Raw genomic sequence first — 18825 nt, 5'->3', positions numbered from 1 at the left:
ATCACAGCTTTCTCTGGAATACTGGATCGCCCGCGGGCGCTGACGCTACGTTGTGACGCGCGGCTTCTCCACATCGTCGTCCTGGCGAAAGCCAGGACCCATTACCCCAGGGAGAATTACGCGAAGCTCGTCACCACGGTCTTCGCCAAACTGCGCCCTGTGGTAATGGGTCCTGGATCTGCGCTTCGCTTGTCCAGGACGACGTGAGTTGAGAGATCGCGTCTGATACGACAGCTCAATTCGAGCTGTCGATCAAGCTCTCCAAGAGCCGCTTCAATTCGCTGGTCGACTTGTCGCCGTAGCTCTCCAGGATGTGCTCCTCCTGGTCCACCGCGAGCGAATTGAGCTTCTTGCTCAGCACCTTGCCACGGTCGGAGATGAACATCAGCACCTTGCGGCGGTCGTTGGGGTCCTGCACGCGGTAGACCAACGTGTCGGAGACCATGCGGTCGATCATCTTGGTCAGCGTCGGATGGTTGAGCAGCACGGCATCGGCAAGCTCGCCCATCGAATGGCCGTTGCCATCCGACAGCACTTTCAAGATGCGCCATTGCTCGACCGGCACGCCCTCCTTGCTCAACCGCAGTTCGAGCTGCCGGTTGATTTCGCGGTTGGCTTGCGCGAGCAGGTAGGCGAGGTGTTCGGTGATCGGGGAGTTTTCTTTCGATGGTTTTGCCACGGCTAAGACTTCGTCTTGACCCAAATGAGTGAATGTCTTGCAATCAATGCTGCATCTATATGCACTTCAATTGTTGAATATTCAATATTTTCAAAATAGGATCATTGCCCAACAAAAGGGCGGAAGCCGCGGCCGCCTGCTCAATGTGCTTTCAGGTCTGGTCCCAGACAGGAGTTGGCGTGCGCGCGACGGTAAACTTCCCGGCTCACGGCGGCCCGGCGTTGCCGCCGTCCTTGCTGTTCAGGAATCTGTCGTCGTCATCGGCGGCTGATGGTGTCTTGTCGCCCAGGGATCACGCCTTCTTCCGGCGGCGCGGCGCGAACAAGCTGCGGGTCGGCGGCTTCATCTGCTGCACCGGCTCGCCCGGGGTCTGGGGCCCCTGTGCGACCAACAGTGCCAAGCTCGCCGTCGCCGAGATCAACAAGCGGGGCGGCGTCCTCGGGCGCGAAATCGAGCTTTCCATTTACGACGCCGGCGGTCCGCTTGACGAGGTGTTGGACCGCGCCGAGCAGGCGATCGCATTCGACGAGGTCGATCTCATCGTCGGGCTGCACACGAGTGCGATCCGTGTCGGCTTGCGCGACGTCACCACGCGTCATCGCATCCCCTACATCTACACGCCGGTCTACGAGGGTGGCGAGCGCACGCCGGGCGTGATGGCGATCGGCGAGACGCCGCGCTGGCAGAGCCGGCCCTCGATCCACTGGCTCGCTGACGTCAAGAAGGCGTCGCGCTGGTACCTGATCGGCAGCGACTATGTCTGGCCCTGGCAGTCGCATCGCGCCGTGAAGAACTACATCAAGGAGACCGGCGGGCAGGTCGTCGGCGAGGAGTTCGTCCCCCTCGGCGAGGATAATCACGAGCCGCATCTGGCGCGCATCCGCGCCACGAGGCCCGATGTCGTGCTGATCTCGCTGATCGGCACCGACAGCATCACCTTTAACCGTGCCTTCGGCGAATGCGGGCTCGCCGCGACGACGCTGCGGCTCGCGGGCGCGATGGACGAGACCGTGCTGCTCGGCATCGGCGCCGACAACAGCGAGAACATGTTCTGCGCCTCCGGCTATTTCCCCGGCATCGGCTCGCGGGCCAACGACGACTTCCAGAGCCGCTATCGCACGATGTTCGGACCGAACGCTCCGCCGATTGGCTCGCTCGGCCAATCCACTTACGAAGGCCTGCGTTTCCTCGAAGCCGTCGCGAACAAGGCAGGTTCGCTGTCCATGGCTCCCATGCTCGCGGCGGGGCGCAACGTCGTTTATGGCGGCGCGCGTGGCCCGGTCACCGTTCGCAACGGTCACGCCCGCATGCAGATGTATCTCGCCGAGGCTGACGGGCTCGACTTCAAGCTGATCAAGCCGGTCTGAAGCGAGATTATCCATCGGCCGACGCGGATCTTCGAAATAATACTTGAAAAGGAAAATATTTCCGTCTGTAATATCGAGGTGAAGCCGGTTGGTTCCGCGCTGTGCAGGCGCGGTGCCCATGCGGCTTCCGTCCACGCCAGGGATCAAGAAGCCTTTGAGGAGAGCGCCGTGACAGTTGTCCTTCCCACGCCAGCCCAACTTCGCAGCGTCGCCGAGCAGTGCGGCCTTTCGCTGACCGACGACGACGTCGCCTCGTTCCGCGGCCTGATGCAGGGCTCGATCGAGGCTTACAATCTCGTGGCCACGATGCCGGACGAGGTGCCGGAGGTGAAATATCCCCGCACGCCGGGCTACCGGCCCTCGGCCGAAGAGAACCCGCGCAATGCCTGGTATCGCAAATCGACCGTGAAGGGCGCCGCCAGCGGCAAGCTCAAGGGCAAGACCGTCGCGCTGAAAGACAACATCATGCTGGCCGGCGTGCCCATGACCAACGGCTCGTCGACGCTGGAAGGCTATGTGCCCGATTTCGACGCCACCATCGTCACGCGCATGCTCGATGCCGGTGCCGAGATTGTCGGTAAAACCCATTGCGAGCATTTCTGCCTGTCCGGCGGCAGCCACACCGGCTCCTACGGGCCGGTGCACAATCCGCACAAGATGGGTTACTCGGCCGGCGGCTCGTCGTCAGGCTCGGGCGTCGTGGTCGCGCTCGGCGAGGTCGACATGGCGATCGGCGGCGATCAGGGCGGCTCGATCCGCATGCCGTCATCGTTCTGCGGCATCTATGGCATGAAGCCGACCTGGGGACTCGTGCCCTATACCGGAATCATGCCGATCGAGATCTATGTCGACCACACCGGTCCGATGACCGCGACGGTGGCCGACAATGCGCTGCTGCTGGAGGTGATTGCCGGCGACGACGGCTACGATCCCAGGATCAAGGCGCCGAAGGTCGAGGAATACACCAAGGCGCTCGGCCAGGGCGTCAAGGGCATGAAGATCGGCATCCTCAAGGAAGGCTTTGAGCAGCCGGGTGCAGAGGCCGCGGTGAACGAGAGCGTGCGCGCAGCGGCGAAACGCTTCCGGGATCTTGGAGCCAGCGTTGAGACGGTGTCGATCCCGATGCACCTCCTGGGCGGCGCGATCTGGACCCCGATCGGCACCGAAGGCCTGACCCAGACCATGATGTTCGGCGACGGCTACGGCCTCAGCCGCGGCGATCTCTATTCGACCTCGCTGATGGACTTTCATCGCGGCTGGCGCCGGCAGGCCGATTCGCTGTCCGAGACCACGAAATTGTTCATGATGCTCGGCACCTACATCAACAACAATTTCGGCCCACGCTTCTACGGCAAGGCGCTCAACATCTCGCGACGGCTGACCGCGGCCTACGACAAGGCGTTCGGGGATTACGATCTGCTGCTGATGCCGACCACGCCGATGAAGGCGACGCCGCTGCCGGCTCCCAATGCCAGCCGCGAGGATTACGTTGCCCGCGCGCTCGAGATGATCTCCAACACCGCGCCGTTCGACATCACCCATCATCCCGCGATGTCGCTGCCCTGCGGCATGGTCGATGGCCTGCCCGTCGGCCTGATGCTGGTCGGCCGCATGTTCGAGGAAGCCACGATCTATCGCGCCGCCCATGCCTTCGAGCAGATCGGCGACTGGAAGAAGATATGAGCGAGGCTTCGATGCAGGCGAACGGAGCGCCAGAGCGTTTTCGAGCGAAGTGGATACTGGTTCGCGTCAAGAAAACGCGTCAAAACAAGAATCCAGAGCCCCGTTCCGATTCCATCGGAGCGGGAAAGGCTCCGGCGCATGGCTAACGCGTTCGTCGCGGCGTTCGAGATCCTGAGCTTTGGCGCGATCATCGTCCTGATCGTGCTGGGGCTCGGGATCATCGCCAGCATGATGGGCATTTTCAACTTCGCGCAGGGCGAGTTCGTCCTGCTCGGGGCCTACATCACCTATCTCGCCTATGCCAAGGGACTGCCGATCTGGGCCGGCATGGCTGCGGCGCCCTTCGTGGTCGGCGCGCTCGGCTTCGTGCTGGAGGCGCTGATCATCCGCCGCTTCTACGCCGCGCCCATCGTCGCCATGCTCGGCACCTATGCGCTCGGCCTCATCATCCGCGAATCCGTGCGCGGCCTGATCGGCGGCTTCTATCTCACCGTGCCCGAACCAATCGGCGGCTCGATCGACATCGGCGCCATGCACATCTCGGCCTGGCGTTTCACCATCATCGTCATCACGCTCTTGGTGATGGGCGGCTGCTATCTGCTGCTGTCGCGCACGAGCTTTGGCCTGCGCGTGAGGGCGACGCTGGAGAATCCGTCGCTGGCGCGTGCGTCGGGCATCTCCACGCCACTGATCTATGGCGCCACCTTTGCGTTTGGCGCAGCGCTGGCCGGCCTTGCCGGTGCGCTGATCGTGCCGGTGTTCAGCCTGTTTGCCGATCTCGGCCTGCGCTTCCTGATCCAGGGTTTTGTCGCGGTCATGGTCGGCGGCGTCGGCTCCTTCATCGGCCCGGTCGCCGGCGCGGGCGTCATCGGCACGCTCAGCGCCGCGCTGCCCTGGGTGATGGCGCCCGTCGTCGCCGACGTGCTCGTCTTCGTGCTCGCCATTGTCTTCATCAAATTCCGCCCGCAGGGCCTCATCGCTGGAAAAGGGGTTTAGTCACATGTTCGATCGCACTCAGCTCTCACGGCGCCGCTTCCTCTCCAACTCCGCCTTTGCGTCCGGTGCGGTCGCAACCGGCGTCGGCAGCTGGGTGATCCCGGCGCCCTGGGCCAATGCGGCCGAAGCCCCGATCAAGGTCGGCATCGCCACCGACCTCACCGGCCCGATCGCCTATGCCGGCAATGCCGATGCCAACGTCGCCAAGATGGTGATCAAAGAGATCAACGCCGCCGGCGGCCTGCTCGGCCGCCCGCTCGAGCTCTATATCGAGGATACCGCCTCGAACGAATCGGTCGCGGTCGGCAACGTGCGAAAACTGATCCAGCGCGACAAGGTCGACATGGTGCTGGGCGGCATCACCTCCTCGATGCGCAACGCGATCAAGGATCCGATCGTGGCGCGCGGCAAGACGCTCTACATCTATCCGCAGCTTTACGAGGGCAAGGAGTGCACGCCCTACCTGTTCTGCACCGGCCCGACGCCGGCGCAGCAATGCGACGAGTTCATCCCCTGGCTGATCAAGAACGGCGGCAAGAAATTCGCGCTGCCGAGCGCCAACTATGTCTGGCCGCACACGCTCAACATCTATGCCCGCAAGGTGATCGAGGCGAATGGCGGCGAGGTCGTGTTCGAGGAATATTACCCGCTCGACCAGATCGACTTCTCCGCGACCGTCAACCGCATCATCTCCAACAAGGTCGACGTCGTCTTCAACACCGTCATTCCGCCGGGCGTCGGACCATTCTTCAAGCAGCTCTATGAAGCTGGCTTTCTCAAGAACGGCGGACGGCTCGCCTGCGTCTACTATGACGAGAACACGCTCAACATCAACCAGGCCGCCGAGATCGAGGGCCTCGCCAGCTGCCTCGACTATTTCAAGGTGCTGACCAAGGAGAACCCGTTCGACGCAAAGATCCAGGCGGCCTACGAGAAGGATTTCCCGGGCAACTTCCTGTTCGCCGCCGGCAGCGCCGCCACCGGCACCTATCGCGGCCTCAAGCTGTGGGAAGCCGCGGTCAAGGAGGCCGGCAAGATCGACCGCGAGTCGGTAGCCGCCGCGCTCGACCACGCCAAGATCGCCGAAGGTCCCGGCGGACCTGCCGAGATGATGCCAGGCAAGCGGCACTGCAAGATGAAGATGTACACCGCGGTCGCCAAGGGCGGAAACTACGAGATCGTCGCCCGCAGCAGCGGGCTCGTCGATCCCAAGGAATGCTGAGGCGGAATGCTGAAGCCGATGAGTGTGGTAAGAGAGGCCATCGCCGGCGACGAAGCGGACGACGCGATGGCTGAACGCGTGGCAGCGGGACGGGCCAAGGAACAAGTCAAGGCAGGACCAAAGGTCCTGCCGATCGTCGAAGGGGGCGTGCTCGTCGCCGCACTGCTCGCGCCGCTGGTGCTGCAGGACTATCTCACGGTATTCGCAACGCGCGTGATCATTCTCGCGCTGTTCGCACTGTCGTTCGACCTCGTCTGGGGCTACGCCGGGATCATGAGCTTCGGCCAGGCCCTGTTCTTCGGCTCGGCCGGCTACGGCGTCGCGCTGCTCGCGCGCGACCTCGACATCACCAACATCTTTCTGGTGCTGCCGGCGGGCACGTTGATCGGTCTCGCCTTCGCGCTGCTGCTCGGCGGCTTCCTGCTGCTAGGACGGCACCCCTCCAGCGTGATCTTCGTCTCGCTGGGCACGTTGACCGGCTCCTACGCCGCCGATCGCCTGGCGCGCGGCTGGTATTATCTCGGCGGCCAGAACGGCATCCCCTCGATCGCGCCGATGTCGCTTGGTTCATACGAATTCTCGGAAGGGCCGGCGTTCTACTATCTCGTGCTCGGCATCCTCGTCGTGGTCTACCTGCTCTGCCGCTTCCTGGTGCGCTCGCAATTCGGCCTGGCGCTCGCAGGCCTGCGCGAGAACGAGCAGCGCATCGCTTTCTTCGGCTACAAGGCCCAGCATCTCAAAGCCATCATCTTCACCATCGGCGGCGCCATCGCAGGACTTGCCGGCAGCCTCTATGCCTTCCACGAAGGTTTCGTCTGGCCCAATATGGTCGGCGTCGTGGTCTCGACCCAGGTGGTGCTCTACGTGCTGTTCGGCGGCTCCGGCACGCTGATCGGCGCCATCATCGGCACCGTCATCGTCGAGGGCGTCAGCTTCTGGCTGTCGGACAATTACCGCGACGTCTGGCCGATCATCCTGGGCTTGCTGCTGCTGCTCGTGATCCTATTCCGGCCGCTCGGGTTGATCAGTTTCGTGCTCGGCGAGCGCGAGCGGGTCGGCAGCTTTGGTGAAAAACCAAAGGAGAAGCGCAATGCCGCTTCTTGAGGCCGCCGGCATCAAAAAGGTCTTCGGCAAGCTCACCGCGCTCGATGGCGCGGCGCTCACCGTCGGCGAGAATGAGTTCCACGGGCTGATCGGTCCGAACGGCTCCGGCAAGAGCACGCTGATGAAATGCATCGCTGGCGCCGAAGTGCCGACGCAGGGCAAGGTGAGCTTCGTCAACACCGACATCACTGCGTTCACCCCGACCGAGCGCGCCCGCGCCGGCATGAGCCTGAAGTTCCAGATCACGAGCGTGCTGCCGTCGCTGACGCTGTACGACAACATCCTGCTCGCGCTGCAGGCACAGTGCTCGCTGTTCGACCTCGTGCTCTCGCGCACGCGCAGGCTGCTGCACGACCAGGTCATGACCATGCTGAGGCAATTTCGCCTCGCCGACCGCGCCTTCGACGCGGCCGCCGCGCTGTCGCACGGCCAGCAGCAATGGCTGGAAATCGCGATGGCGCTGGCGGGCAAGCCGAAACTGCTGCTGCTGGACGAGCCGACCGGCGGCATGAGCCTCGAGGAGCGCCGCGTCACCGGCGAACTGCTCCAGCCGATCAAGCAGCATTGCTCGCTCGTCATCGTCGAGCACGATCTCGATTTCATCCGCGACATCTGCGATCGCCTCACCGTGCTCGACCAGGGCAGGGTGCTGGCGTCGGGCACGGTGTCCGAGATCCAGGCCAACACATCCGTCCAGGAGATTTATCTGCGCCGTGCCTGAATTTTTGGACATCAAGCATCTCGACGCCGGTTATGGCCGCAGCCAGGTGCTGTTCGACGTCAGCCTCGGCATTCCCTGGCGCGGCGGCGTCGCCGTGCTCGGCCGCAACGGTGCTGGCAAGACCACGCTGATGAAGACCATCGTCGGCGAGCTGCCGGCCTGGAAGGGCGAGGTCGCCTTCGACGGCCGCGACATCAGCCGCCGCGCCACCCAGGAGCGCGTGCGCGCCGGCATCGGCTACGTGCCGCAGGAGCATTCGGTGTTCGCGCGCCTGTCGGTGCGCGACAATCTCGCGGTCGGCTCGCTCGCGAGGAAGGATAGCTCTGCGGTCGATCGGGTCCTGACCATCTTCCCAAAACTCGGCCAGCGCCTCGACCAGCCCGCCGGCACGCTCTCCGGCGGCGAGCGCAAGATGCTCGCCATCGGCCGCGCCATGCTGGGCGATCCAAAACTGCTGCTGCTCGACGAGCCGACCGAAGGCGTCTGGATCGGCGTGATCGAGGAGATCACCGAGCGCCTGATCGAACTCGCAAAGACCATCGCCGTGATCATCGTCGAGCAGCACCTCGACTTGGCGCTGCGCGTCGCCGACTACGCCTACGTGCTCGACCGCGGCAGGGTCGCGCTGCAAGGCGAGGCGGGTGAGGTGAGGGGCAATCCGGAGCTGATGCGGTATCTGGCGCCGTAGACGACGGCACGCAATGGCTTCCAAATCCTTAACCTGCACCCTGCCAGTTCCGTCATCCTGAGGCGCGAGCCGCGCGGTGCAAGCGCACCGCACCGCGAGCCTCGAAGGATGCGCGGCCGAGCTGGTAGTCGGGCCGTCGCCCTTCGAGGGCCGCTGAAGAAGCGGCCACCTCAGGGTGACGGCGAGACGCTGTCGATCGAACGAGACTGGACCGAAAGTCGCGGTGGGTTACTTCACCGCCCCAAACCGGCTGTCGAACGAGTTCGACTGCACCACCGGTGCGGCGCCGGCCAGCTGCCCGCTGTCACCCGCGCCATCCGACACCGACGGCTTCAGCGCCGGGCGCGTTGCGGCGAGGCGGGTGTCGGGCTTGGCCGGCTCGGCGGGCTTGGCGGCTACGGCCGGCTTCGGCGCGTCCTTGGCCGCATCCTTGGATTTGTCATGCCCCGGCACGAAGCGGGTCACTGCGGCCTTCAGCCTCGACGCTGCCGTGGGAGGCGTCGTGGGCGTGGTGGCCGGCGCGACGGACGCCGTGGCTTGCGGCGGAGGCGTGGTCGCCGTGGTGTCGGCCGTGCCGAAGCCCATCTTGCGGCCGAGGTTGGAGAAGAAGCCGCCGCCTTGAGATTTCTCTTGCGATTTCTCGGCCGGCGCAGCCGTGGCGACGCGCGTGTTGGTCGCGGGTGCGCTGCTAGCTGTGACCGGCTCTTCTTGCGGCGCGGACGCTGCCGCATCGAGGTTCGGCTTGGGCGGATTGACGTGGCCGGGAATCGTGCCGGGCGCCTTCGCCATCGTCAGCATCTGCAGCGTGGTGCCTTCAGCGCCCTCCGACAGGCCGGTCGAGCCTTCCGGAATCTTGGCAGCGAAGATCTTGTTCATGCCGCCGTCGATGCCGGTGTTCATGCGCGCCACCGGCGTGCCTTTGGCGACGAGCTTGGCGTATTCGGCTTCGTCCTTGACCTGCTTCTCGCGCACGGCGCTGGCGATGTCCTCGGGGATCACGTAGGCCGGGCACTTCGCCGAGGCGTCGAACACCGGGTCGCGCTTGGCGTCCGCCGGCTTCGCTGCATCGAACACGTATTTCTTCTCGCAGAAATCGACTTTCGGCTCCTGCCGCGTCACCTCGAAATGATCATAGCCTTCCTTGATCATCTTCCAGAAGGCCATGTTCGGATTGTTCCGGTGCTTGGCCATGTTCACCGGCGTCATCTTGAACGGATAGGCTTGGAGCTGGAACGCCTTCTGGCCGCCGAAGAAGGATTCGCGGCCGAGCGAATAGATCTCGGCGATCTGCTCGTCGGTCATAGCGTAACAGCCGCGCGACGAGCAATCGCCATGCACCATCAGTTGCGAGCCGGTGCGGCCGAGCGCCTTGTCGAACGCGTTCGGATATCCGGTGTTGAACGACAGGTAATAAGCCGATTGCGGATTCATCTGGCTCGGATTGATCGAGTAGAATCCTTCCGGCGCCTGGCGATCGCCTTCGCGGACCTTGGGGCCGAGATCGCCCGACCAGCGGCAGATCGGATAGGTCTTGAGCAGGGCGAACTGGCCTGAGCGGGTCTGCTTCCAGACCTCGAGCTCGGCCTCCTGCTTGAACAGGCGGACCAGGATCGGCGATTGCAGGTCCATGTTCTTCTCGACCATCGCGGCGAGAAGCTTTGGCGGCACCGGCTGGTTGGCCTTGGCGTTGGTCGCGAGCGAAACCTGGTCGGTGTCGCAGCCGGCCAGCACGACGCTGGCGGCAAGCGCAGCCGAAGCCAAAAGCGCGCGAGCAAGCGAACGAGAAATCAAGATGGACCCCACACCGTGCCGGGCAGCGAGCGCGAACCCCAATTCTTCTGGAGCACGGCCTGACCGGAAATCCGGACCCGTCACGACGGGCTTTTTCAGACCACGCCCCAGCGCTTATGCCCTGAAGCCATTGATTAAAATTCTAACCTCTGGGTCATGTGGTCGCAACCCGAGCGGAGATCACGAGCCCGTTGGCCCAGTGGCATGGTCAACGAAGACTGAATGGACGCGACTTTGGACGTAACTTGGGACGTAACTTGGGCCTTTCGGCCGAATTGGAACAGAGATCGCTGATTTGGGCAAAAAAAGGGTTAATGCGGGGTTACCGGGAAGGTGGGGTTGCCCCAGCGTCAAACTCGGTGTCGTCCTGGCGAAAGCCAGGACCCATAACCACAGGGAGTGGTTTGGCGAAGACTCGTGGTTCGGTACTCCCAGCGTCCCCAATCGCGAGATTCCGCGGTATGGGTCCTGGCTTTCGCCAGGACGACGAGCTGAGAGCCATATTTGTCGTCGAACCCGGCCGAATCAGCCCAGCCGGTCGCGTCGCTGGGAATGGTGGGCACGCTTCCGCCTTCGCTCTTCGAGCTACGGCGGACAAGTCGCTTTGCCCACCCAGCGAGACCGAGATCGGGACGAATCAGCCCAGTTTCCGGCCGATATCGAGGAATTTCTGCCGCCGCTGCTTGCGGATGGCGTCGCCGTCGAGGCTCCGGAGCTCGTCGAAAGCCTTGGCGATGGCATCGCCGGTGGTGGCGATCATGGCGGCGGGGTCGCGGTGGGCGCCGCCGACCGGCTCTTTCAAAATGCTGTCGATCACGCCGAAGCGGAGCATGTCCTGGGCGGTGATCTTCATGTTGTTGGCGGCTTCCTGCGCCTTGGTGCCGTCGCGCCAGAGGATAGAGGAGGCGGCCTCCGGTGAGATCACGCTGTAGATCGCGTGCTCCAGCATCAACACTCTGTTGGCAGTGGTGATGGCGATGGCGCCGCCCGACATGCCCTCGCCGGTGATGATGGCGACGTTCGGCACCGTCAGCGCCAGACAGGCATCCGTCGAGCGCGCGATCGCCTCGGCTTGTCCCCGCTCCTCGGCGCCGATGCCGGGATAGGCGCCGGCGGAATCGGCGAGCGACAGCACCGGCAGGCCGAACCGCTCGGCCATCTCCATCAGCCGCACGCATTTGCGATAGCCTTCGGGCCGCGCCATGCCGAAATTGTGCCGGATGCGGCTTTCGGTGGAATCGCCCTTCTCCTGGCCCATCACGCAGATCGGCTCGCCGCGGAAGCGGCCGAAGCCGGCGACCAGCGCCTCGTCCTCGCCGAATTTGCGGTCGCCGGCTAGCGGCGTGAATTCGGTGATCAGGCCCTTGATGAAGTCGTTGAAATGCGGCCGCTGCGGGTGCCGCGCCACCAGCATCTTCTGCCACGGCGTCAGGTTCAGATAGAGGTCGGCCAGCGCCTGCGCCGCCTTGTCCTCGATCCGCCCGATCTCCTCGGCGATGTCGGTGCCGGAGGCCGCCAACATCCTGAGCTCGTCGACCTTGGAGTCGAGCTCGGCGACGGGCTTTTCGAAGTCGAGATAGCTGCGCATCTGGTCTGGCATCAACTCAATATAAGGGGACGGGGCGAGAGAGCGAAACGAGGTTAGGGTTGTGGAAAGAAGTGTAGCTTCTTCAATGGTTTGGCTTGTGTGCTCGTGAGACGCCAGCCAAATCAATCGTGAGGCCACGGCTCTTTCCGCGGAGATGTGGCCGAAGTCAAGGCGGATCGTCACCTCTCCCGCTTGCGGGAGAGGTCGCGCCGAAGGCGCGGGTGAGGGCTTTCTCCTCTTGGGGATTGTCCCTTTGCGGAGACACCCTCTCCCCAATCCCGCAAGCGGGAGAGGGAGTGCACCTCCCGCAAAAATTACTTCTCCGCCAGCGGGTGGAGGTCGCGCACCAGACTCTTCAGCCGCTCCTCGACCACATGGGTGTAGATCTGGGTCGTGGAGATGTCGGTGTGGCCGAGCAGGGTTTGCACGATGCGCAAATCGGCACCGTTATGCAGCAGGTGGCTGGCAAAGGCGTGGCGCAGCACGTGCGGGGAGACCAGCCGGGCCTGAAGCCCGGAGGCGACCGCGAGCTCCTTCAGATCGCGGGCAAAATGCTGGCGCGTCAGATGTCCGCTCTCGCCGAAGGAGGGAAACAGCCATTTCGAGGCGGCCACGCTGTTCTTCTTGTCAGCCTTTGCAGCTTCCGTCGCCGCGAGATAATCGGCCATCGCCTGCCGCGCGGCGTCGTTGAGCGGCACCAGGCGTTCCTTGTTGCCCTTGCCGCGCACCACGATCATGCGCGCATCGCGCTTGGCGGCCGAGCGCGGCAGTGCCACCAGCTCGGAGACGCGCAGGCCGGTGGCGTAGAGCACCTCGAGCAGGCAATAGAGCCTCAGAGCGCGCAGCCGTTTCGACGGCGAGGCATCCGCCGCCTCGCTCAATTCCTTGGCGCGGCGGAGCATGCGGTCGACATCGGCAATCGACAGCACTTTTGGCAGGCCGCGGCCGCGCTTGGGTCCCGACAGGATCGCTGCGGGATCCTCGCTACGGATGCGCTCGTTGAGGAGGAAGCGGAACAGATGCCGCACCGCCGACAGCCGCCGCGCGACGCTGGTGGATTTGAAGCCGCGCGCATCGAGATCGGCGAGATAGTCGCGCAGGACTTGCGTCTCCGCATCCACAAAACTGTGGCCGGCGCGGCCCAAAAATTCCGAGAAATCGGTGAGGTCGCGGCGGTAGGCATCGAGCGTATTGGGCCCGGCACCCTGTTCCGCCGCGAGCATATCGAGGAACAGGCCGGTGAGCTTGCTATCGGAGGGCTTGGTGCGCATGCCCTGGAGCCTAGCTGCTATTTCTTGAGAAACTTGTCAGGCGGGATCGTCACCGTCATTTCCCGCGGCTTTGGACTGACGAAATTCGCCAGCGCGAAGACCACGCCATAGACGATGCCGGCGATCACGGCGACGACCGTCAGGAAGCGGAACAGGCTGGGCATCGTGCTGGGGTCCGGAGGCCAAATTAACCAATGAAATCATCCAACATGTTCGCCGTTTCGTGGCAAGAGTCCTCTGGCGAGGCCCCCTGCGGGGTCGTATAGGTGGCGAAAGCATGCCGCCTTTGGCGGCAGATCGAGCGAGATCCATGTCCGACGCCGCGTTGCCGCTATCCGGTTCGCCTGAGGCCGACATCCTGTCGGCGCTCGGGGCGCGCTCGATCGTGCTGGTCGGCATGATGGGGGTGGGCAAATCCACCATCGGCCGCCGCATGGCGGCGCGGCTCAAGCTGCCTTTCGTCGACGCCGACACCGAGATCGAGGCGGCGGCCGGCATGACCATACCGGAAATTTTCGAGCGCCATGGCGAGCCGCATTTCCGCGACGGCGAGGCCCGCGTGATCGCGCGGCTGCTGGACGGTGGGCCGATCGTACTCGCGACCGGCGGCGGCGCCTTCATGCGCGAGGAGACGCGCGCGCGCATCGCCGCGAAAGCGGTCTCGATCTGGCTCAAGGCCGACCACGACGTCATCATGCGTCGGGTGCGGCGCCGTGCCGATCGCCCGCTGCTCCAGACCGCCGATCCCGAAGGAACCGTGACGCGCCTGCTCACCGAGCGCGAGCCGGTCTATCGCCATGCCGACCTCACCATCGCCTCGCGCGACGTGCCGCACGACAAGATCGTCGAGGAATGCATCGAGACGCTGCACGCCCATCTCTGCGGCGTGCCGCCTGCTGACGTTGCGAGTGCCGTACGATGACTGCGCCCTTGAAACATTCCGATCCTGTCAATGTCGATGTCGCGCTGGGCGAGCGCGCCTATGACATCGTCATCGGCCGCGGCGTGCTGGTCTCGCTCGGCGAGCGCGTCGCGCGCTTGCGCCCCGGCGTGCGCACCGCTGTAGTGACCGACCGCACCGTTGCGAAATATTGGCTCGAACCCACCGAAGCTTCGCTTGCTGCCGCCGGAATCCCGACCGAGCGCATCGTGGTCGAGGAAGGCGAGATCTCCAAGACCTATGCCGGCCTGGAAAAGGTCAGCGAGGCCCTGATCGCCGCAAAAATCGAGCGCAACGATCTCGTCATCGCGCTCGGCGGCGGCGTGGTCGGCGATCTCGCCGGCTTTGCCGCGGCGATCCTGCGCCGCGGCGTCGATTTCGTGCAGGTGCCGACCTCGCTGCTGGCGCAGGTCGATTCATCCGTCGGCGGCAAGACCGGCATCAACTCGCCGCAGGGCAAGAACCTGCTCGGCGCCTTCCACCAGCCGGTGCTGGTCATCGCCGACACCGCCGTGCTCGATACGCTGTCGCCGCGGCAATTCCGCGCCGGCTATGCCGAGGTCGCCAAATATGGCGTGCTCGGCGACGAAGCTTTCTTCAGCTGGCTGGAGAAGAACCATGCCGACATCTTCAGGGGTGGCTCGGCGCGCGAGCATGCCATCGCGACGTCGTGCCGCGCCAAGGCCGGCGTCGTCTCGCGCGATGAGCGCGAAACCGGCGAGCGCGCGCTGCTCAATCTCGGCCATACCTTTGGTCACGCACTGGAAGCGGCGACCGGCTTCTCCGACCGCCTGTTCCACGGCGAGGGCGTCGCCATCGGCATGACGCTGGCGGCGCAGTTCTCGGCCAGGCTCGGCATGATCGGCGAGCAGGACGCGACGCGCGTCGAGCGGCATCTGGTCGAGGCTGGCCTGCCGACGCGTTTGCAGGACATCGCGGGTTTTGCCCAGGAAGGGCTTGCCGATGCCGACGCTCTGATGGCGCTGATGGCGCAGGACAAGAAGGTCAAGCGCGGCAAGCTCATCTTCATCCTGCTGGAGGCCGTCGGTCGCGCAGTGATCGCCAAGGATGTCGAGCCCGCCCCGGTGCGCGATTTCCTGCAAGAGAAGCTTGCGCAGAAGGCGTGATGCGCGGCTGAACGGCGCCAAAGCGTTTTCGCGCGAAGTGGATACCGGTTCGCGTCAAGTCAACGCGTCCAAACAAGAAGCTAGAGTGGTGCATGGACTGGCTCGGATTCACCATCGTTGTCCTCTGCCTCCTGGTCTCGGCGTTCTTCGCCGCGAGCGAGACCGCGCTGACCGGCGCCTCGCGCTCCAGCATGCTCAGGCTCTCCAAGCAGGGCAATCACGACGCCGACGTCGTCTCGCAGCTGCTCGACATGCGCGAGCGCCTGATCGGCGCGCTGCTGCTCGGCAACAACATCGCCAATATCGGCTCCTCCGCGATCGCCACCGCGATATTCACGGCCTGGTTCGGTGATGTCGGCGTGCTCTATGCGACCGGGGTGATGACGGCGCTGGTCGTGATCTTCGCGGAGGTTCTGCCGAAGACCATCGCCATCAACGCGCCGGACCGCGTGGCGCTTGCGGTCGCACGCCCGATGCGGCTGACCATGTACGTGCTGGGGCCGCTGCTGCGCATCGTGGAAGTCATTGTGCGCCTGTTGCTGCGCCTGTTTGGCCTCGCCGGCGAGCATCAGGCGATCCTGTCGCCGACCGAGCGCCTGCGCGGCGCGGTCGACCTGTTGCACCACGAAGGCAAGTTCGAGAAGCATGACCGCGACATGCTTGGCGGCCTGCTCGATCTGCGCGAGCTCCAGGTCTCCGACGTCATGATCCATCGCACCGAGATGATGATGATCAATGCCGATTTGCCGCCGGAAGAGCTGGTGCGCGAGGTGCTGGCGACCGAATACACCCGCATCCCGCTCTGGCGCGAGAAGCCCGAGAACATCATCGGCGTGCTCCACGCCAAGGATCTCCTGCGCGCAATCCGTGCCTCCGACGGCGACACCTCGCGGATCGATGTCTCCACCATCGCGCTGCCGCCCTGGTTCGTGCCGGAGATGCGCCCGGTCTCCGAGCAGCTCAAGGCGTTTCGCCGCCGCAAGACCCATTTCGCGCTCGTCGTCGACGAGTACGGCGAGGTTGAAGGGCTCGTGACGCTGGAAGACATTTTGGAGGAGATCGTCGGCGATATCTCCGACGAGCACGACGTCGTGGTCGCCGGCGTGCGCGCCCAGCCGGACGGCTCGGTCGTGGTCGACGGCTCGGTGCCGATCCGCGATCTCAACCGCGCCATGGACTGGCACCTGCCCGACGAGGAGGCGACCACGGCGGCCGGCCTCGTCATTCACGAGGCCCGCTCGATCCCCGACCGCGGCCAGAGCTTCACCTTCCACGGCTTCCGTTTCCGCGTCCTCCGCCGCGAACGCAACCGCATCACCGCGCTCCGCATCTCACCGGTGCCGCGCGAGGCGGAGCTGGAGGAGGCAAAGCCGAGGCGGGCCGGGACGTCGTTTTGATGTCGCTTACCCTCCCCTGGAGGGGCCCATCAGGGGAGGGTAAGAGGAGATCACCCTTCCCCCGGCGCCTTCGCGTGGATCGCGAGCGCGTGGACGCCGCCGGCGAGTTCCGCAGCCAGCGCCGAATTTATCATGCGGTGGCGATCGACCCGGCTCTTCCCTTTGAAGGCCTCAGACACGATATAGACACGGAAGTGCGTCTCGCCGCTCGGCCGATGGCCGGCGTGACCCTCATGCAAATGTGACTCGTCGACGACCTGCAGGCTTTCCGGCTTGAAAGCTTCTTGCAACCTGTTGCTGATAGTGTCTCTGATAGCCATGTGTGTGCCATTAAGGTGCGCGGTCGCACCCCGTCAATACCCGGGAGTCCCAGGTAATTGCGACCGGGTTTCTAGCTAATTGCAATGTCAAGACTTGAAGGTTTTTGCATTGCGTAGTCAAAGTCAGCCATGCCGATCGATTCATCAAAGTTCTTCGACTCCATCCGCGTCAAGCCGCGCGGCAAGCAGCCGGAAGCGAAGCCGCGCGAGACCGTGGTCGCCTGCGAATGGACCGGCTGTCAGAACAAGGGCAGCCACCGCGCGCCGAAGGGGCGCGAGAATTCGCGCGAGTACTGGCACTTCTGCCTGGAGCACGTCCGCGAGTACAACCAGAACTACAATTTTTTCTCCGGCATGAATGCCGATGCGGTCGCGCGCTACCAGAAGGATGCGCTGACCGGCCACCGACCGACCTGGAAGATGGGGGCCAACGGCGGCAAGAAAGCTTCGGAAGCCGAGATCGATGGCGCGTTCGATCCGTTCAGCATGTTCAGTGAGATCAACGGCCGCGCCAGCTGGCGCCGCGGTCCCGAGGCTCAGCCCAAGGCCGAGACGCGCAAGGTGATGAACGCCGAGCGCAAGGCGCTCCAGGTCATGGGCCTCGGCCCCGACGCCACGCTCGCCGACGTCAAGACCAAGTACAAGGCCCTGGTGAAGCAGCACCACCCCGATGCCAATGGCGGCGACCGCTCGACCGAAGACCGCCTGATCGAGATCATCAAGGCGTATAATTATCTGAAGACGGTGGTGCGGGAGGCGTAAGGCTACGCCTCCGGGAAGGACAGTTCGCAAACCAGTCCTTCCGGCTTCCACCACCGGGTCACCCGTCCGCGCAAGGTCCGGATGATGCCATCGACCGCGCCGATGCCAAAGCCCTTGCGCGTCGGCGGCTCGTTGACCCTGGGACCGCCGCGCTCCGACCAGTGCAGTACGAGAGGTTCTGCACCATTGGCCTCCCAGCGGATCTCCAGCCGGCCCGAAGGCGTCGATAGCGAGCCGTATTTGGCGGCGTTGGTCGCAAGCTCGTGCACGGCGACCGCGATCGATTGGGCGAGCGTCGCCGGCAGGCGGATGTCGTCTCCAGTGATACTGATACGTTCGCCGTCTCCGCCTGCGTACGGCCGGAGTTCGTCTTCGACGATGGTCTTCAGACTCGCACCGGTCCAGCGCGACGCCGAGAACAGCCTCTGCACGTTGGCAAGCGCACTAAGTCGGCCTTGAAACGCGGCCTGGAATTCTGCAGCGGTCTCGGCCTTCGTTAGCCGCAGCATCGCCTGCGTCACCGCGAGCAGATTGTTCGAACGATGATCGACCTCGTAGGCGAGGAGCATCATCCGCTGCTCGGCCTGCTTGCGAGCCGTGATGTCGACCAGCATGTTCACTGCGCCGACCAGTCGGCCGCGTTCGTCGCGCAGGGGCGTCGGATAGGGCATGAAGCAAATCCGCGAGCCGTCCGGCCGTTCGGCCACGGCCTCGACGTCGCGCACCGGCCGGTTCTGCTTGAGCGCGATTGCCATGGGGCACTCATCGTGGGGGAGCGGCGTGCCGTCGGGCAGATAGAGCTTCCATGTCACGCACCACATCGCGCCGACCTCTGGCGTCCGTCCGGCAAAATCGATGCAGGCTTGATTGAAGAAGGTGATGCGGCCTTCTGCGTCGGTCGTATAGATCGCGGCGGGCAGCGCCTGGAGCAAGTCCCGGAATCGCCTCTCGGAATCCGCGCCAGCGCTCCTGCTCGCTGCTTGCCTCGCGATCTCGCCGATCCTGGCCTCGTCAGAATGTCCAAGCAAGTCCAGCATCGCGTTCCTCTGCGGGGCCAGCTCAGGCAATTCGCCGGCCGCGCATTCGTTCCACGGTGCTCGTCGGAGACGTATAGACCCCTCTCAACCTGTCGTAGATCAAGGCTTTGCCTGCACGACAGCGGAGTGGGA

General features: G+C 64.4%; 18 protein-coding genes. 11 read left to right on the top strand and 7 right to left on the bottom strand.

Going from position 1 to position 18825, the window contains the following annotated elements:
• Positions 1 to 235: 235 nt before the first annotated feature.
• Positions 236 to 679 carry a MarR family transcriptional regulator gene (locus LRP30_RS43145; protein ID WP_128930249.1) on the bottom strand — a complete coding sequence of 148 codons (444 nt, stop codon included), beginning with the start codon at positions 677 to 679 and terminating at the stop codon, positions 236 to 238.
• A 179-nt stretch (positions 680 to 858) separates the two neighbouring features.
• Between LRP30_RS43145 and LRP30_RS43140 the strand changes: the two genes are divergently transcribed.
• From LRP30_RS43140 to LRP30_RS43110, 7 genes are all read left to right on the top strand, one after another.
• Positions 859 to 2046, top strand: a complete 1188-nt coding sequence (locus LRP30_RS43140; protein WP_164934772.1) for a substrate-binding domain-containing protein — start codon at positions 859 to 861, stop codon at positions 2044 to 2046.
• A 168-nt stretch (positions 2047 to 2214) separates the two neighbouring features.
• Positions 2215 to 3729, top strand: coding sequence for an amidase (locus LRP30_RS43135; protein ID WP_249758767.1), 1515 nt, complete (start codon positions 2215 to 2217; stop codon positions 3727 to 3729).
• Between the two features lie 138 nt (positions 3730 to 3867).
• Positions 3868 to 4725, top strand: coding sequence for a branched-chain amino acid ABC transporter permease (locus LRP30_RS43130; protein WP_128940348.1), 858 nt, complete (start codon positions 3868 to 3870; stop codon positions 4723 to 4725).
• Between the two features lie 4 nt (positions 4726 to 4729).
• The gene (locus LRP30_RS43125) at positions 4730 to 5947 is read left to right on the top strand and encodes a substrate-binding protein (protein ID WP_249758766.1); all 1218 of its coding nucleotides are present in this window, start codon (positions 4730 to 4732) and stop codon (positions 5945 to 5947) included.
• Between the two features lie 6 nt (positions 5948 to 5953).
• Positions 5954 to 7051 (top strand): branched-chain amino acid ABC transporter permease, encoded by a 1098-nt coding sequence (locus LRP30_RS43120; protein WP_249758765.1) that lies wholly within the window; start codon positions 5954 to 5956, stop codon positions 7049 to 7051.
• The gene (locus LRP30_RS43115) at positions 7038 to 7772 is read left to right on the top strand and encodes an ABC transporter ATP-binding protein (protein WP_249758764.1); all 735 of its coding nucleotides are present in this window, start codon (positions 7038 to 7040) and stop codon (positions 7770 to 7772) included. Before LRP30_RS43120 ends, LRP30_RS43115 begins: the two co-directional genes overlap by 14 nt.
• Positions 7765 to 8460 (top strand): ABC transporter ATP-binding protein, encoded by a 696-nt coding sequence (locus LRP30_RS43110; RefSeq protein WP_128930243.1) that lies wholly within the window; start codon positions 7765 to 7767, stop codon positions 8458 to 8460. The genes LRP30_RS43115 and LRP30_RS43110 overlap by 8 nt, the downstream gene beginning before the upstream one ends.
• A gap of 228 nt (positions 8461 to 8688) precedes the next feature.
• Here the strand turns inward: LRP30_RS43110 and LRP30_RS43105 are convergent, their stop codons facing one another.
• The 4 genes from LRP30_RS43105 to LRP30_RS43090 form a co-directional block, all read right to left on the bottom strand.
• On the bottom strand, positions 8689 to 10251 hold the full coding sequence (locus LRP30_RS43105) for a murein L,D-transpeptidase family protein (protein ID WP_249758763.1): 1563 nt from the start codon (positions 10249 to 10251) through the stop codon (positions 8689 to 8691).
• A 637-nt stretch (positions 10252 to 10888) separates the two neighbouring features.
• Positions 10889 to 11851, bottom strand: a complete 963-nt coding sequence (locus LRP30_RS43100) for an acetyl-CoA carboxylase carboxyltransferase subunit alpha (protein ID WP_249758762.1) — start codon at positions 11849 to 11851, stop codon at positions 10889 to 10891.
• A gap of 302 nt (positions 11852 to 12153) precedes the next feature.
• Entirely contained in the window at positions 12154 to 13110 is a 957-nt protein-coding gene (gene xerD / locus LRP30_RS43095) for a site-specific tyrosine recombinase XerD (protein ID WP_249758761.1), read from the bottom strand.
• Between the two features lie 17 nt (positions 13111 to 13127).
• A complete protein-coding gene (locus LRP30_RS43090) occupies positions 13128 to 13274 on the bottom strand; it encodes a histidine kinase (RefSeq protein ID WP_074116966.1) in 147 nt (48 codons plus the stop codon).
• 146 nt (positions 13275 to 13420) lie between these two features.
• Between LRP30_RS43090 and LRP30_RS43085 the strand changes: the two genes are divergently transcribed.
• From LRP30_RS43085 to LRP30_RS43075, 3 genes are all read left to right on the top strand, one after another.
• The gene (locus LRP30_RS43085; protein WP_164939658.1) at positions 13421 to 14032 is read left to right on the top strand and encodes a shikimate kinase; all 612 of its coding nucleotides are present in this window, start codon (positions 13421 to 13423) and stop codon (positions 14030 to 14032) included.
• A complete protein-coding gene (gene aroB / locus LRP30_RS43080; protein ID WP_249758760.1) occupies positions 14029 to 15177 on the top strand; it encodes a 3-dehydroquinate synthase in 1149 nt (382 codons plus the stop codon). Before LRP30_RS43085 ends, aroB begins: the two co-directional genes overlap by 4 nt.
• 92 nt (positions 15178 to 15269) lie before the next feature.
• On the top strand, positions 15270 to 16574 hold the full coding sequence (locus tag LRP30_RS43075) for an HlyC/CorC family transporter (RefSeq protein ID WP_249758759.1): 1305 nt from the start codon (positions 15270 to 15272) through the stop codon (positions 16572 to 16574).
• Positions 16575 to 16624: 50 nt separating this feature from the next.
• Here LRP30_RS43075 and LRP30_RS43070 read toward each other — a convergent pair whose 3' ends face one another.
• Complete coding sequence (locus tag LRP30_RS43070) at positions 16625 to 16894, bottom strand: BolA family protein (protein WP_128940338.1); 270 nt, start codon at positions 16892 to 16894, stop codon at positions 16625 to 16627.
• A gap of 129 nt (positions 16895 to 17023) precedes the next feature.
• On the opposite strand from LRP30_RS43070, the gene LRP30_RS43065 reads away from it, so the two are divergent.
• Positions 17024 to 17656 carry a DnaJ domain-containing protein gene (locus LRP30_RS43065; protein ID WP_091893426.1) on the top strand — a complete coding sequence of 211 codons (633 nt, stop codon included), beginning with the start codon at positions 17024 to 17026 and terminating at the stop codon, positions 17654 to 17656.
• 2 nt (positions 17657 to 17658) lie between these two features.
• Here the strand turns inward: LRP30_RS43065 and LRP30_RS43060 are convergent, their stop codons facing one another.
• Positions 17659 to 18693, bottom strand: a complete 1035-nt coding sequence (locus LRP30_RS43060; protein ID WP_249758758.1) for a sensor histidine kinase — start codon at positions 18691 to 18693, stop codon at positions 17659 to 17661.
• Positions 18694 to 18825: the final 132 nt, after the last annotated feature.

It is taken from the genome of Bradyrhizobium sp. C-145 (assembly GCF_023375135.1).
In the GTDB taxonomy this organism is placed as follows: Bacteria; Pseudomonadota; Alphaproteobacteria; order Rhizobiales; family Xanthobacteraceae; genus Bradyrhizobium; species Bradyrhizobium zhanjiangense.
This window is presented reverse-complemented; position numbering and strand designations above follow the sequence as displayed.

Coding starts and splice junctions, on each gene's coding strand:
- LRP30_RS43130 (WP_128940348.1), top strand. CDS start 3,868: ATGGCTAACGCGTTCGTCGCGGCGTTCGAGATCCTGAGCTTTGGCGCG.
- LRP30_RS43125 (WP_249758766.1), top strand. CDS start 4,730: ATGTTCGATCGCACTCAGCTCTCACGGCGCCGCTTCCTCTCCAACTCC.
- LRP30_RS43120 (WP_249758765.1), top strand. CDS start 5,954: ATGCTGAAGCCGATGAGTGTGGTAAGAGAGGCCATCGCCGGCGACGAA.
- LRP30_RS43115 (WP_249758764.1), top strand. CDS start 7,038: ATGCCGCTTCTTGAGGCCGCCGGCATCAAAAAGGTCTTCGGCAAGCTC.
- LRP30_RS43100 (WP_249758762.1), bottom strand. CDS start 11,851: ATGCCAGACCAGATGCGCAGCTATCTCGACTTCGAAAAGCCCGTCGCC.
- xerD (WP_249758761.1), bottom strand. CDS start 13,110: ATGCGCACCAAGCCCTCCGATAGCAAGCTCACCGGCCTGTTCCTCGAT.
- LRP30_RS43090 (WP_074116966.1), bottom strand. CDS start 13,274: ATGCCCAGCCTGTTCCGCTTCCTGACGGTCGTCGCCGTGATCGCCGGC.
- LRP30_RS43085 (WP_164939658.1), top strand. CDS start 13,421: ATGTCCGACGCCGCGTTGCCGCTATCCGGTTCGCCTGAGGCCGACATC.
- aroB (WP_249758760.1), top strand. CDS start 14,029: ATGACTGCGCCCTTGAAACATTCCGATCCTGTCAATGTCGATGTCGCG.
- LRP30_RS43075 (WP_249758759.1), top strand. CDS start 15,270: ATGGACTGGCTCGGATTCACCATCGTTGTCCTCTGCCTCCTGGTCTCG.
- LRP30_RS43070 (WP_128940338.1), bottom strand. CDS start 16,894: ATGGCTATCAGAGACACTATCAGCAACAGGTTGCAAGAAGCTTTCAAG.
- LRP30_RS43065 (WP_091893426.1), top strand. CDS start 17,024: ATGCCGATCGATTCATCAAAGTTCTTCGACTCCATCCGCGTCAAGCCG.
- LRP30_RS43060 (WP_249758758.1), bottom strand. CDS start 18,693: ATGCTGGACTTGCTTGGACATTCTGACGAGGCCAGGATCGGCGAGATC.